A 13,851-nucleotide genomic window follows, 5' to 3' on the forward strand; every position below is an offset into this window, starting at 1 on the left:
CGCAGGGGCGTGGCCGTGCGGGACGCGTCTGCCGGCGGGCTTCCACGGGGCGACCGGGTACCTCCCCGGCCGCCCCGTGGAAGCCCACCGCAGGCGCCCTGGGCCCTGCCTCGTACCCGGGTAACTCAAGCACTCCAGGGAAGGAATTCCGCCCGTGGCCATCTCGTCTCCCACCCGGGACGCATACACCCCGCCACCTCAGAAGAAGCCGGTGGGTGACCGTCGGCAGACGTGGCGGAGCCGCCTCTGGCGGTTCGACGACAAGGCGTCGCCGTACGCCTACATCGCCCCGTTCTTCCTCGTCTTCGGCGCCTTCGGGCTCTATCCGCTGATCTACACCGGCTGGATCGCCCTGCACCGGGTCGAGATGACCGGCCTGGACCAGATGGAATGGGTCGGCTGGGGCAACTTCGACAAGATCCTGCATGACTCGGAGTTCTGGACGGCCGTCACCAACACCTTCCTGATCGGTGTCATGTCGACGGTTCCGCAGCTGCTCGTCGCGCTCGGTCTGGCGCACCTGCTGAACTACAAGCTCCGCGCCAGTACCTTCTGGCGGACCGTCATCCTGACCCCGTACGCCACCTCGGTGGCCTCCGCGGCCCTCGTCTTCGCCCTGGTCTTCCGGGCCGACGGCGGTCTGCTGAACTGGGCGCTGGAGTTCGTCGGCCTCGGTGACACCAACTGGGCCAACGGCCACTGGACATCCAAGATCGCCATCTCGGTCATCGTGATCTGGCGTTGGACCGGCTACAACACGCTGATCTACCTCGCCGCGATGCAGGCCGTTCCGTCCGATCTGTACGAGGCCGCCTCGCTGGACGGCGCCTCGCGCTGGCAGCAGTTCCTCAAGGTGACCATTCCCTCGCTGCGGCCCACGATCCTGTTCACGATCGTCATCTCGACCATCGGTTCCATGCAGCTGTTCGGTGAGCCGCTGCTGTTGGAGGGCGGCGCCCTCGGTGCGACCGGCGGCAACGAGAACCAGTACGAGACGCTCAGCATCTACCTCTTCAACTACGGCTGGAAACTGGGTCATCTCGGTCCGGCCGCCGCAGTGGCCTGGGCGATGCTCGCCATCCTGCTGATCATCGCCGCGGTCAACTGGTTCATCGGCCGCTTCGTACGCAAATCCGCGGTCTGACCGGGAGCGATATCCATGACCATCACCAGCCCCACCAAAGTTCCCGGGTCCGTCCACCCGGTGCGCACCGCGCACCGTGCGCAGAAGCGTCCCAGCCGCTTCAAGCCCGGTGCCGGACAGCAGCTGAAGGGCGGCCCCTTCGCCTATATCGCGCTGACCGTCGTCGGCATCGGCTCGCTGCTGCCGCTGTACTGGACCCTCGTGGCCGCGTCCCACACGCAGGACGAAGTTCTGGCCACCACCCCGCCCTTCCTGCCCGGTGGACGGCTGTTCCACAACCTCGAAGCCGCCTGGGAGCAGGCCAACCTGGGCAAGGCGATCGTCAACAGCTTCATCGTCTCCGGCTGCATCACGCTGGCGACGCTCTTCTTCTGCACCCTGGCCGGCTACGCCTTCGCCAAGATGCGCTTCCGCGGCCGCGGCGCGCTGATGACCGGGGTGATCGCGACCCTGACGATCCCGCCGCAGCTCAGCGTCGTCCCGCTGTTCATGATGATGTCCGACCTCGGCTGGAGCGGAAGCCTGGAGTCGGTGATCTTCCCGACCCTGGTCAGCGCGTTCGGCGTGTTCTTCATGCGGCAGTACCTGATCGAGGCGCTGCCGTACGAGCTGATCGAGGCCGCCAAGATCGACGGCGCGAGCAACTTCCGTATCGTGCGAAGCGTCGTGATTCCGGTGGCCCGCCCCGCGATGATGGTGCTGGGCATGCTCACCTTCGTCCAGTCGTGGAACGACTTCTTCTGGCCCTACCTCGCGCTGAACCAGCAGAACCCCACCCTTCAGGTGGCCCTCGGCTCACTGAAGGCCTCCTACACCCCCGACGAGAGCATCGTGATGGCCGGCGCGCTGATCAGCACACTGCCGCTGCTCGTGGTGTTCGTGATCTTCGGCAAGCAGATCGTCGGCGGGATCATGTCCGGAGCCGTCAAGGGCTGACGTCCCGTCGGCCGTCTCTTCCCGGAAACCCCGGAAGTTCCAAGAGTCCCGGAGATCCCGTACGGCCCGTACCTGACCACGGGCCGTACGGGCTCCGGAGTTCCACCCCTTCACCGCCCCTGTCCGTCCACCCCTGGGAGCGCTCCCGCATGACTGCCGTACGACCTGACATCGCCCCGAAGCAGGCGCCCGAGGCAACGCAATTCCCGACGGGCTTCGTCTGGGGGGCGGCGACCGCCGCCTACCAGGTCGAGGGCGCCGCTGCCGAGGACGGCCGCACCCCCTCCATCTGGGACACCTTCAGCCACACGCCCGGCAAGGTCCACAACGGCGACACCGGAGACATCGCCGCCGACCACTACCACCGCTTCCGCGACGACGTGGCGCTGATGAAGCAGCTGGGGCTGAAGGCGTACCGCTTCTCCATCTCCTGGTCCCGCGTGCAGCCCACCGGCCGCGGCCCCGCCGTCGAGCGCGGCCTGGACTTCTACCGCAAGCTCGTCGACGAGCTGCTCGAAGCCGGCATCGCACCCGTGGCCACCCTCTACCACTGGGACCTGCCCCAGGAGCTGGAGGACGCCGGCGGCTGGCCCCAGCGGGTCACCACCGACCGCTTCGCCGACTACGCCGCGATCATGGCGGGCGCGCTCGGTGACCGGGTCGCGACCTGGACCACCTTCAACGAGCCGTGGTGCTCGGCCTTCCTCGGATACGGCTCCGGTGTGCACGCTCCCGGCCGCACCGAGCCCGCCTCCGCCCTGCGGGCGGCCCATCACCTCAACCTCGCCCATGGCCGGGCGATCGAGGTCCTGCGCGATCAACTCCCCGCTGGTGCGCAGACCTCGGTCACCCTCAATCTCCACCAGGTCCGCCCGCTGACCGCGAGCGCGGCCGACGCGGACGCCGCCCGTCGGATCGACGCGGTCGGCAACCGGATCTTCACCGGCCCGATGCTGCGCGGCGAGTACCCCGCGGACCTGCTCGCCGACACCGCGCACCTGGTGGACTGGTCGAAGCTGGTGCAGGACGGCGACCTGGCCGCCATCTCCCGTCCGGTCGACGTCCTGGGCGTCAACTACTACACGCCGACGCTGGTCTCCATGCCCGAGAAGGGCGAGGGCGGCTCTGGCAACGATGTCCACGGCGCCAGCGACCACTCCCCGTGGCCCGGCTCCGAGCACGTCGCCTTCCACCTCGCCGAGGGGAAGGAGCGCACCGCGATGAACTGGTCGATCGACCCCAACGGGCTGTACGACCTGCTGATGGACGTCACCCGCGACCACCCCGGCCTGCCGCTGATGGTCACCGAGAACGGCGCCGCCTTCGACGACTACGTCTCGCCCGAGGGGCGGGTGGTGGACCCCGAGCGGATCGCCTACCTGCACGGCCATCTCGACGCCGTACAGCGGGCGGTGGCAGACGGAGCGGACGTCCGCGGCTACTTCCTCTGGTCGCTGATGGACAACTTCGAGTGGGCGTACGGCTATTCGAAGCGCTTCGGCACCGTGTACGTCGACTACGCGTCCCAGCGCCGCATTCCCAAGTCGAGCGCGCACTGGTACTCCGATGTGATCCGCCGTCACGCGCTGCCGCAGGGCGGCCTTTCCTGACCGTTTCCTTCCCGGCGGACCCTGCCGGTCGCGGTACCCGCACCACCCCTGAGGCCCGGCCCCGTGCCGGGCCTCAGTCGTGTCCGCAGCTCTTCCCTCCGCCCCGTCGCCGCGACCTGCGGGACCCGCTTGACCACGCGCGTAGAGTGGGAGCGCTCCCATGGTCCGGCCGGGGAGCAGCCGACCGGCCCCGTTGAGTGTCAAGGGACCCGACGCCAGGACTTGGTTTGGTTATCCGACTGTGAGAAATTGACCGCGAACGGGAGGCAGCCATGGCGGCAGCGCGAGTACGGAGCGGGGGCCGGCCCACGCTCGAAGAGGTCGCGGCCCGGGCGGGGGTGGGGCGCGGTACCGCCTCACGGGTCATCAACGGCTCACCGCGGGTCAGCGCGCACACACGGGAGGCGGTGGAGGCGGCCGTCGCCGAGCTGGGTTACGTACCCAATCGCGCGGCCCGCGCCCTGGCCGGGAACCGGACGGACGCCATCGCGCTCGTCGTGCCCGAGTCCGAGAGCCGCTTCTTCACCGAGCCCTACTTCTCCGACATCGTCCGCGGAGTGGGCGCCGCCCTCGCCGACACCGAGATGCAGCTGCTGCTCACCCTCGTCGGCAGTGACCGCGAACGCCGAAGACTCGCTCAGTACCTGACCGCGCACCGCGTCGACGGCGTGCTGCTGGTCTCCGTGCACGCCGACGACCCGCTGCCCGATCTGCTGGAACAGCTCGGCATGCCCGCCGTCATGAACGGCCGCAGGTCCGCCACCGAGCCGCTGCCCTCGGTCGACTCGGACAACTTCGAGGGCGCCCGCTGCGCCGTCGAGCACCTGGTCTCCCGGGGCCGTCGCTCCATCGCCACCATCACCGGGCGGCTGGACGTCTACGCCGCCCAGCGGCGCCTCGACGGCTACCGCAGGGCCCTGGCCGACGCGGGCCTCGAACCGGACGAGCGGCTGATCGCCCCCGCGGACTTCTCCGAGGAAGGCGGCGTCCGGGCCATGCGCGAACTGCTCGCCCGCCGCCCCGACGTGGACGCGGTCTTCGCCGCCTCCGACCTGATGGCCGCAGGCGCCCGCCAGGTGCTGCGCGAGGCCGACCGGCGCATCCCGGACGACGTGGCCCTCGTCGGCTTCGACGACTCGTCCGTGGCCCGGCACATGGACCCCGCGCTGACGAGCGTGCGCCAGCCGATCGAGGAGATGGGCCGGGAGATGACCCGGGTTCTCCTGGCGGAGATCGCGGGCGAGAACACCGAGCGCCCGCAGATCGTGCTGCCCACCGAACTGGTGGTCCGGGACTCGTCGTGAGGACGGGCGCGGGAGGGCCGCGGGTCCCGCCCAGCTCCCCTGCGAAACTGGCCGGCCGCGGCTTTGCGAGCTGAGCCACCGTCGGGCAGTTGGCCGTCCGGTACCCCCGGCGCGGTGAACGGGCGGGGCGCCGGGCCGTTCCGGTCCCCCCTCGCGATGGCCGTGCTATTCCGCTGCGCGGCCCCAGGCGTCGTGTGATCCCGGCAGAGCCACGAGCGGGAGTTCAACGCCGTCGGCCGAGGGCGCGGCCGACGTCGAGCTCCCGACGCAACCTCAACCCGTGCCGGGTGCGAGGGAGGCACTCCGGGCCTGCGGCGGGTGGGCGTAGAAGTCCTGCCGAGCCGCTGACGATCAGGCACCGACAACTCGTCACACGTCGGTACCGGCCTCACGGGAGGGTGCCGGTACGGCGGTGAGGAGCGCGGTGATCTCCTGGGTGAGCTCCGGGCCGAGCTCGCCCCAGCCGTCCTTGTAGCCGTAGACGCTCGCCAGCACGCGGGCGTCGTAGTCGCCGTTCATGATCTCGATGTCGCCGGTGGTGATGAGCGCCGGGTGGGCGACGCCGACAGCGCCCGAGATCTTCAGTAGCTCCTTGCGCAGGGTGCGCAGGTAGACGGCGGCCCGAGTGGCCTTCGAGGGCGCGTCGACGCCCCGCACCAGCCACGGGTCCTGGGTGGCGATGCCGGTGGGGCACTTGTCGGTGTGGCACTTCTGGGCCTGGATGCAGCCGATGGACAGCATCGCCTCACGGGCGACGTTGATCATGTCGACACCCAGGGCGAACGCGACGACGGCGTTCTCGGGCAGTCCGAGCTTGCCGGAGCCGATGAAGGTGATGTCGTCCGTCAGACCCCGCTCGGCGAAGGTGCCGTAGACGCGGGAGAAGCCCATCCGGAACGGCAGCGACACGGAGTCGGAGAAGATCAGCGGAGCTGCTCCGGTGCCGCCCTCGCCTCCGTCGATGGTCACGAAGTCGACTCCGCGATCACCACGCGCCATCAGGGTGGCCAGCTCCTGCCAGAAGCTCATCTCCCCCACAGCGCTCTTGATCCCGACCGGCAGACCGGTCGCGGTGGCGAGCAGTTCGACGAAGTCGAGCATCGAGTCGACGTCGTGGAACGCGGTGTGCCGAGAGGGCGAGGCACAGTCCTCGCCGGCCGGGATGCCGCGGATCTCGGCGATCTCGGGGGTCACCTTCGCGCCCGGCAGCAGCCCGCCGAGCCCCGGCTTCGCGCCCTGCGAGAGCTTGATCTCTATCGCCTTGACCGGGGCTCCCGCGATCACGTCCTTGAGCTTGTCGAGGCTGAAGGTGCCGTCCTCGTTGCGGCAGCCGAAGTATGACGTCCCGATCTGGAGGACGAGGTCACCGCCGTTGCGGTGGTACTGCGAGAGGCCGCCCTCGCCCGTGTTCTGCATCGCACCGGCCAGCGCCGCGCCCTTGTTGAGCGCCGTGACGGCCGGGCCGGACAGCGATCCGAAGCTCATCGCCGAGATGTTCACGACGCTCGCGGGCCGGAACGCCTTGGCGCGCCCCCGCGGGCCGCCCAGCACCTTGGCCGAGGGCAGCGGGCTCTGCGGGTCGTGCAGATCCGGCAACGCGCCGGCGAACGTCCGCTGCTTGATGTACGCGTGCCCCTGCACGTGCTCGACGTCCACGTCGGTTCCGAACCCGAAGTAGTTGTTCTCTTCCTTCGCCGACGCGTAGATCCAGGTGCGCTGGTCCCGGCTGAACGGGCGCTCTTCCTCGTTGGACGTCACGACGTACTGCCGCAGCTCCGGCCCGATCCTCTCCAGCAGGTACCGGGCGTGCCCGACCACGGGGAAGTTTCTGAGCAGTGCGTGCTTCTTCTGGGCGAGGTCGCGGACAGCCACCAGCGCCACTGCTGCGGCGGCGGCCGCTCCGATACTCCGGGCGCGCATGAACGTTCCTCTCGTCGACTGCTCGATCCGGCTCCAGCGCTGCGTGGCGGACGCGGTGAGGCACGCACCGGCGCCCGCCGGCGAAACGCCACATGATGGTAGAAGTCTCGTGGAGGGGCGGTCGCGGCAGGGTGCGTGAGTGCACCGCGTGCGGCGCGGCGTGGCCGGTCACGGCGCCGGGCTGCGCGGCGCGAGAAGCGGTCGTCGAAGCCGGGCGCCACGGACCGGCCCCGCACATGACGAAGGGCCGATCCGCTTTCGCGAATCGGCCCTTGATCATTCAGGGTGAGTAACGGGACTCGAACCCGCGACATCCTGGACCACAACCAGGTGCTCTACCGTCTGAGCTATACCCACCATGTCCGGGCGTTTCCGACCGGCCGAGAAAAAGTGTACAGGGTCTGAGAGGGTGCTCGCGCCCCCATTGATCTGCCGCCGGTCCCGGCCCCCGAAAAGGCCGTGACCAGCGGCTTTCCCAAGGACCTAGGCCGGGGGCTGCGACAGGCGCGCAGCGATCGACTTCGCGCGCTCCGAGTCCGGACCCGGCTGCGGGACGAAGACGGCCTCGCGGTAGTACCGCAGCTCCGTGATGGAGTCACGGATGTCCGCGAGCGCGCGATGGTTGCCGTTCTTCTCCGGACTGTTGAAGTACGCCCTCGGGAACCAGCGGCGGGCCAGCTCCTTGATCGAGGAGACATCGACGATCCGGTAGTGGAGGTAGCCCTCCAGCGACTGCATGTCCCGCGACAGGAAGCCACGGTCGGTACCGACCGTGTTCCCGCAGAGAGGGGCCTTGCCGGGCTCCTTCACATGCTCGCGGACATAGGCCAGGACCTTCTCCTCGGCGTCGGCCAGGGTGGTACCCCCGGCCAGCTCGTCGAGGAGGCCCGAGGCGGTGTGCATCTGCCGCACCACCTCGGGCATGGTCTCCAGCGCCGCGTCCGGCGGGCGGATCACGATGTCCACCCCTTCGCCGAGCACGTTCAACTCCGAGTCGGTGACCAGTGCGGCCACCTCGATGAGTGCGTCTTCCGTCAACGAGAGCCCGGTCATCTCGCAGTCGATCCACACCATGCGGTCGTTCATACGCCCCACCCTACGGGGCGCTCCGCTGTCCCGGCAGGGCCGGGCGGCCCGCGGCGTACGCCTCGGAGCCCGGCTTCCCGTGCTCCCCGCGGCCCGCGTCCGCAGCGGCCGTGGACGGCCCACCCGAAGCCGGCACCGGGGCACGACGGCTCGCGGAGGCCTGGGCGGGCACCACCGGTTCGCTCGCCATGAGGACCTGTTCCGGGCCACCGCTCTGCGGACGACGAGCCCGGTACGCGGCCCGGTACGCGGCAGGCGAGGAACCCAGCTGACGCCGGAAGTGTCCGCGCAGTGCGACCGGCGAGCGGAAGCCGCAGCGGCCCGCGACCTCGTCGACCGAGTAGTCGGACGTCTCCAGCAGCCGCTGCGCCTGCAGCACCCGCTGGGTGATCAGCCACTGGAGCGGTGCGCTGCCGGTGAGCGAGCGGAACCTCCGGTCGAAGGTCCGCCTGCTCATGTAGGCGCGCGCGGCCAGCGTCTCCACGTCGAACTGCTCGTGCAGATGCTCCAGCGCCCAGGCGACGACCTCGGCGAGCGGGTCGGAGCCGATTTCCTCCGGTAAAGATCTGTCGAGATAGCGCTCCTGGCCGCCACTGCGCCGCGGCGGCACGACGAGCCGGCGGGCCAGTGCCCCGGCGGCTTCCGTGCCGTGGTCCGAGCGGACTATGTGCAGACAGAGGTCGATCCCTGCCGCCGTACCGGCGGAGGTGAGCACATCGCCGTCGTCGACGAAGAGCTCGCGCGGATCGACGTGCACCGACGGGTAGCGCTTGGCCAGCGTCGGTGCGTACATCCAGTGCGTGGTCGCCGGGCGGCCGTCCAGCAGCCCGGCCGCGGCGAGCACGAAGGCCCCCGTGCACAGCCCCACGATGCGCGCGCCCTCTTCGTGGGCGCGGCGCAGCGCGTCGAGCGCCTCCACGGGCGGCGGCGAGGTGATCGAGCGCCAGGCGGGCACCACGACGGTGCCGGCCCTGCTGATCGCCTCCAGCCCGTAGGGCGCGGTCAGTTCGAGTCCCCCCGTGGTGCGCAGCGGTCCTTCTTCGCCGCTGCACACGAGCAACCGATAACGCGGAACTCCCGCGTCCTGGCGGTCGATCCCGAACACCGAGAGCGGAATGGAGCTCTCGAAGATGGGGCCACCGCTGAACAACAGAACGGCGACCACCTCACGGCGTCGGCGCCCGCTCAGCTTCCGTACAGCCTCCGTTGCGGTGGCGGAGTCCTGGCTCATGACGCTAAGCCCCCCTCGGTGTTCGCGTCTTCCTGGTCCTTACGGGCCTGTCGCACCTGCACATGTCCCCTCGGTCGTGCACGAGTCCCCAGCCTTCGACACCCAAGATCGAATCTACTGCGTCCCGTGGTGCCGTCGTGACAAGTTCACCAACCGGCTTTATGTCGACAAGGCAACCTGGCGGGAAGCATTCGATCACGAAGCGTTTCACTCGTGAGTCGTGCAGGGAAGTGCGCCTGACGTTCATGGCCCGTCCCCATGGGGTGGAAGCGTACCGCTCGGTCTCTTCCTGCCTGCTGGCAAGGGGGTTGATCGGCCATTTCGGCAAGGATTCGACCGAGACTAGAAGTTGGCTGAAAACGTACGGTCGCGTGTGCGGAAATCAGTCGTTCTACCGGCGCACGACCCGAGAGGTGCGGTCACTCCTGTGCGCCCCCTCGGTTGAACGGGAGCCCGGACGGGAGGTGGAATGGGAGGTGGAACAGTCGCTCGTGCGGGTGGCTGTGCCGACGGCCGCACGGGCGGACCCGGCGGAGCAGTACCCGGCAGACCACGGTGACGGCGGCCAGGCCGAGCGGACGGTCGCGGCGCCGCCGGCGGAGCCCCCGTGGGCGAGGAGGGCGACGGGCACCAGTAGGCAGCCGCATGCCGCCCAGCGGACCACATCGGTCACCGGCGGTGCGGCGGGTTCCGGAGGAGTGGGCGGGGCGGGTGCGGACACGGGGTGCTCCCTGGGCGGGGCGGGTGCGGCGGGCACGAGGTGCTCCCTGGGCGGCTCGGGTGCCGCTCCGGTCGGTACGGAGCGGCGGAGGGCGCCGCGACAGGTGCGCGGGGCGTGGTCACGTGGCTGACGGGCCGGGCCCCGGCCGGTCACCGATTGCGGCCGTCCGGGGGCCGTGACGTCGGTGTACCGCGCAACCGGCATTGCCATAGGGGCCCGGTCTCGGGCATGCTCCGTGAAACGTCGCACGCGCTTTGCGCGGGTCTGGCAGCGGAGGAGTGCAGCCGTACCCTTGGGGGTAAGGGGTTGGGAAGATGATTCCCGGACACCACTACACCGCCCGCTGACGCACCTTCTCCACGTCGCTCTCCTCACGAGGACTCTCTTCGCCGAGACACCGATGGCCGGTCACGAAATCCCCGAACCCGCGGACCGCAAGCAGGTAGCCGACCCTCTGTCGGACCAGCAGGCGGCCGAAGAAGCATGTCATTCCTGCGATCCCGCCTTCCGGCACGGTGTCGTCGTCGGCTTCGACGGCTCGACCTCCAGTGAGCGGGCCCTCGCGTATGCCATCGGCATGGCCCGGCGGACGGGCTCCGGCCTGATCATCGTGCATGTCGCCAACCGGCTGCCGACCACCGTCTGGGCAGGCTGCGAGCCGCCCGTCTTCGTGGACGTCCCCGATCACCGCACCGAGGTCCTCGGCCTGGAGCTCGCCTGCGCGGAATACCTCTCCGAGGTGCCGTGGGTGCTCGTCGAGCGCGGCGGGGACATCTGTCACGAGCTGGAGGAGGTCGGCCGGGAGTACTCGGCCGACGCGATCGTCGTGGGCTCCACGCACGGGATCGTCGGCCGGATCTTCGGCTCGGTGGCGGGGCGGCTGGCGCGCCGCGCGCAGCGCCCGGTCGTCGTCATCCCGTAGTGGTCCGTTGAGTCAGTAGCCGCCTGCTCCGGTAGCCGCCCGCTCCGGTAACTGTCTGCTCCGGCAGTCGCCCTCGTACTTCCGCGCCCTGGGCCGGTGGCCGCCTCCGCGGCCCGTGCCCCCGCCGCATCAACTGCTGCCGCCGCCCACGGTCTCCGTGGGACGCCTTCCCTCCGCGCCTCCGCGCCTCCGCGCCTTCCGCCCGTTCACCGCGTCGCCGGGGACGGGCGGTCTGCTTCGGATCGGTTCCGCGCCCGGAGGTGATCGACTTCGGCCAACGGCCGGTCTGTTTCCGTCGAGGCCGAGCGGACATGGCGTCAACTCGACTACGGAAACAGCGGAAAAGGCGAAGCTACCGGTCCGTAGATGTGGATTGTGCGTTTGTGAAGGGTACATAAACGCCACTGGAAACAGCACGATTGCATGTGAAGGGAGCCCGCCGTGGACAACGACGTCTCTGCGGGAAACACCAGCACCTCCACCCTCGGCCATCTCGCCCTGGGACTCACACTGTTGGCATTCGGGATCGGTCACACCGGGGCCGTGGACGGGGTGACGGCGGCCGATGCCGTCTCGCTCGCGCTGTATGTCGGCGGTATCGCTCTGTTCGTCGCCGGACTCCTGGAGTTCCGCGGCGGCAACGGCTTCAACGGCACCGCGTTCGCCGGACTGGGCGCCTTCTGGTTCACCTGGGGCACCGGTGCCGACGCCCGGGTGTCGGACCATGCGGCAGGGCTGTTCCTGCTGCTCTGGGCCCTGTTCGCGCTCACGCTGACGCTCGGGGCGTCCGGGCGCGGTCTGCTCGGCCAGGGGACGTACGGACTGCTGTTCGTGGCCCTTGTGCTGCTGGGCGTCGGGCAGTTCGCGGACAGCGGCTTCCTGGGCAAGGCGGGCGGCTGGTTCGCCGCGGCGGCCGGTCTCGCCGCCTGGTACGGAGCGACGGCGGCCCTGGCCCATTGGCCGACGGCGGTGCCGAAGCGTGCTGCCGGCCGAGGAGTGACGGCCACCGGCTGAGGCAGCGGCCCGCGGGCCGGTCCGGGGCGGCACCGGCCCGCACGGGAGAGCGGCCCCGCACCCACGGCAGAAGTGGGTGCGGGGCCGCTCTCGGCGTCCGTGACGACGTGACTACTCGACGGTGACGGACTTCGCCAGGTTGCGCGGCTTGTCGATGTCCCGGCCCATGGCCAGCGCCGTGTGGTAGGCGAAGAGCTGGAGCGGGATGCCCATCAGAATGGGGTCCAGCTCGTTCTCGTTCTTCGGGACGAGGATCGTGTGGTCGGCCTTCTCCTGCTCGCGGTGGGCCACGGCCAGGATGCGGCCGCTGCGGGCCTTGATCTCCTCCAGGGCCGCGCGGTTCTTCTCCAGGAGGTCGTCGTCCGGGACGATCGCGACCGTGGGGAGCGCCGGCTCGATGAGCGCGAGCGGGCCGTGCTTCAGCTCCGAGGCGGGATAGGCCTCGGCGTGGATGTACGAGATCTCCTTGAGCTTCAGGGAGGCCTCCAGTGCGACGGGGTAGCCCCGGACGCGGCCGATGAACATCATCGACTGCGCGCCCGCGTACTCCTCGGCCAGCTTCTTGATCTCGTCCTCCGACTCGAGGATCTGACCGATCTGCTCGGGCAGCCTGCGCAGCCCCTCGATGATCCGCTTGCCGTCGGAGACCGACAGGTCGCGGATGCGGCCCAGGTGCAGGGCGAGCAGCGCGAAGGCGACCACGGTGTTGGTGAAGCACTTGGTGGAGACGACGCAGACCTCGGGGCCCGCGTGGACGTACATGCCGCCGTCGGCCTCGCGGGCGATCGCCGAGCCGACGACGTTCACGACGCCGAGGACGCGGGCGCCCTTGCGCTTGAGCTCCTGGACGGCGGCCAGCACGTCGTACGTCTCACCGGACTGGGAGACGGCGACGTACAGGGTGTCGGGGTCCACGACCGGGTTGCGGTAGCGGAACTCGGACGCGGGCTCGGCGTCCGCGGGGATGCGGGCCAGCTCCTCGATGAGGCCGGCGCCGATCATGCCCGCGTGGTACGAGGTGCCGCAGCCCAGGATCTTGATCCGGCGGACCCCGCGGGCCTCGCGGGCGTCCAGGTTCAGGCCCCCCAGGTGCACGGTGGAGAAGCGGTCGTCGATACGGCCCCGCAGCACGCGGTCCACGGCGTCGGCCTGCTCGGAGATCTCCTTGTGCATGTACGTGTCGTGGCCGCCCATGTCGTACGACTCGGCCTCCCACTCCACCGTGGTGGGCGTGGCCGTCGTGGTCGAGCCCTCGGTGGTGTACGTGCGGAAGTCGTCGGCCTTGAGGGTGGCCATCTCGCCGTCGTCCAGGGTGACGATCTGGCGGGTGTGTGCGACCAGGGCCGCGACGTCGGAGGCGACGAACATCTCCTTCTCGCCGATGCCGAGCACGACCGGGGAGCCGTTGCGGGCGACGACGATGCGGTCGTTGAAGTCGGCGTGCAGGACGGCGATGCCGTACGTGCCCTCGACGGACTTCAGCGCCTCGCGGACCTTCTCCTCCAGGGTGTCCGCCTGCGAGCGGGCGATCAGGTGGACCAGCACCTCGGTGTCGGTCTCGGAGAGGAAGACGATGCCGTCGGCGACGAGCTTCGCGCGGAGCTCGGAGGCGTTGTCGATGATGCCGTTGTGGACGACGGCGACCTTGCTGTCGGCGTCCAGGTGGGGGTGGGCGTTCTCGTCGCTCGGGGCGCCGTGGGTGGCCCAGCGGGTGTGGGCGATGCCGGTGGTGCCGGCGAATCGCTTGGGTACGCGGGCCTCCAGCTCGCGGACCCGGCCCTTGGCCTTGGCCACCTTCAGCGCGGCGGGCTTGCCGGCCGCCGGCTTCCCGGTGATGACGATGCCCGCGGAGTCGTAACCCCGGTACTCCAGCCGCTGCAGACCCTCCAGCAGCAGCGGAGCCACATCACGCTTTCCGATATAGCCGACGATTCCGCACATAGAGTCTCTGCCTCTCCATCGA

The 13,851-nt window shown here is 69.9% G+C and carries 10 protein-coding genes and 1 tRNA gene; 6 read left to right on the forward strand and 5 right to left on the reverse strand.

What is annotated here, in order from left to right:
• Positions 1 to 154 precede the first annotated feature (154 nt).
• From ACIOEW_RS01145 to ACIOEW_RS01160, 4 genes are all read left to right on the forward strand, one after another.
• Positions 155 to 1,144, forward strand: a complete 990-nt coding sequence (locus ACIOEW_RS01145; protein ID WP_401960274.1) for a carbohydrate ABC transporter permease — start codon at positions 155 to 157, stop codon at positions 1,142 to 1,144.
• Between the two features lie 15 nt (positions 1,145 to 1,159).
• Entirely contained in the window at positions 1,160 to 2,080 is a 921-nt protein-coding gene (locus ACIOEW_RS01150; protein WP_362543023.1) for a carbohydrate ABC transporter permease, read from the forward strand.
• Positions 2,081 to 2,229: 149 nt separating this feature from the next.
• Entirely contained in the window at positions 2,230 to 3,690 is a 1,461-nt protein-coding gene (locus tag ACIOEW_RS01155; protein ID WP_401960275.1) for a GH1 family beta-glucosidase, read from the forward strand.
• A 272-nt stretch (positions 3,691 to 3,962) separates the two neighbouring features.
• On the forward strand, positions 3,963 to 4,994 hold the full coding sequence (locus ACIOEW_RS01160) for a LacI family DNA-binding transcriptional regulator (protein ID WP_401960276.1): 1,032 nt from the start codon (positions 3,963 to 3,965) through the stop codon (positions 4,992 to 4,994).
• 369 nt (positions 4,995 to 5,363) lie between these two features.
• On the opposite strand, the gene ACIOEW_RS01165 is transcribed toward ACIOEW_RS01160, so the two are convergent.
• The 4 genes from ACIOEW_RS01165 to ACIOEW_RS01180 all read right to left on the reverse strand — a co-directional run bounded on the left by ACIOEW_RS01165 (position 5,364) and on the right by ACIOEW_RS01180 (position 9,231).
• Complete coding sequence (locus ACIOEW_RS01165; protein WP_401960278.1) at positions 5,364 to 6,914, reverse strand: FMN-binding glutamate synthase family protein; 1,551 nt, start codon at positions 6,912 to 6,914, stop codon at positions 5,364 to 5,366.
• 284 nt (positions 6,915 to 7,198) lie between these two features.
• Positions 7,199 to 7,271, reverse strand: a tRNA-His gene (locus tag ACIOEW_RS01170).
• Positions 7,272 to 7,397: 126 nt separating this feature from the next.
• A complete protein-coding gene (gene orn / locus ACIOEW_RS01175; RefSeq protein ID WP_362542997.1) occupies positions 7,398 to 8,000 on the reverse strand; it encodes an oligoribonuclease in 603 nt (200 codons plus the stop codon).
• A 10-nt stretch (positions 8,001 to 8,010) separates the two neighbouring features.
• Positions 8,011 to 9,231: a helix-turn-helix domain-containing protein gene (locus ACIOEW_RS01180; protein ID WP_362542994.1), complete on the reverse strand. Its 1,221-nt coding sequence runs from the start codon at positions 9,229 to 9,231 to the stop codon at positions 8,011 to 8,013.
• Between the two features lie 1,121 nt (positions 9,232 to 10,352).
• Here ACIOEW_RS01180 and ACIOEW_RS01185 point away from each other — a divergent pair.
• Together ACIOEW_RS01185 and ACIOEW_RS01190 are read left to right on the forward strand one after the other, a co-directional pair.
• Entirely contained in the window at positions 10,353 to 10,874 is a 522-nt protein-coding gene (locus ACIOEW_RS01185) for a universal stress protein (RefSeq protein WP_362542992.1), read from the forward strand.
• Between the two features lie 441 nt (positions 10,875 to 11,315).
• Positions 11,316 to 11,888, forward strand: a complete 573-nt coding sequence (locus tag ACIOEW_RS01190) for an acetate uptake transporter (RefSeq protein WP_362542989.1) — start codon at positions 11,316 to 11,318, stop codon at positions 11,886 to 11,888.
• 111 nt (positions 11,889 to 11,999) lie between these two features.
• Here the strand turns inward: ACIOEW_RS01190 and glmS are convergent, their stop codons facing one another.
• The gene (gene glmS / locus ACIOEW_RS01195) at positions 12,000 to 13,829 is read right to left on the reverse strand and encodes a glutamine--fructose-6-phosphate transaminase (isomerizing) (protein ID WP_362551577.1); all 1,830 of its coding nucleotides are present in this window, start codon (positions 13,827 to 13,829) and stop codon (positions 12,000 to 12,002) included.
• Between the last annotated feature and the right edge of the window lie 22 nt (positions 13,830 to 13,851).

It is taken from the genome of Streptomyces sp. NPDC087901 (genome assembly GCF_044742205.1).
In the GTDB taxonomy this organism is placed as follows: domain Bacteria; phylum Actinomycetota; class Actinomycetes; order Streptomycetales; family Streptomycetaceae; genus Streptomyces.

What these genes read in the sequence shown, in the direction of transcription:
- ACIOEW_RS01150 (WP_362543023.1), top strand. Translation starts at nt 1,160, where the DNA reads ATGACCATCACCAGCCCCACCAAAGTTCCCGGGTCCGTCCACCCGGTG.
- ACIOEW_RS01155 (WP_401960275.1), top strand. Translation starts at nt 2,230, where the DNA reads ATGACTGCCGTACGACCTGACATCGCCCCGAAGCAGGCGCCCGAGGCA.
- ACIOEW_RS01160 (WP_401960276.1), top strand. Translation starts at nt 3,963, where the DNA reads ATGGCGGCAGCGCGAGTACGGAGCGGGGGCCGGCCCACGCTCGAAGAG.
- ACIOEW_RS01165 (WP_401960278.1), bottom strand. Translation starts at nt 6,914, where the DNA reads ATGCGCGCCCGGAGTATCGGAGCGGCCGCCGCCGCAGCAGTGGCGCTG.
- orn (WP_362542997.1), bottom strand. Translation starts at nt 8,000, where the DNA reads ATGAACGACCGCATGGTGTGGATCGACTGCGAGATGACCGGGCTCTCG.
- ACIOEW_RS01180 (WP_362542994.1), bottom strand. Translation starts at nt 9,231, where the DNA reads ATGAGCCAGGACTCCGCCACCGCAACGGAGGCTGTACGGAAGCTGAGC.
- ACIOEW_RS01185 (WP_362542992.1), top strand. Translation starts at nt 10,353, where the DNA reads ATGGCCGGTCACGAAATCCCCGAACCCGCGGACCGCAAGCAGGTAGCC.
- glmS (WP_362551577.1), bottom strand. Translation starts at nt 13,829, where the DNA reads ATGTGCGGAATCGTCGGCTATATCGGAAAGCGTGATGTGGCTCCGCTG.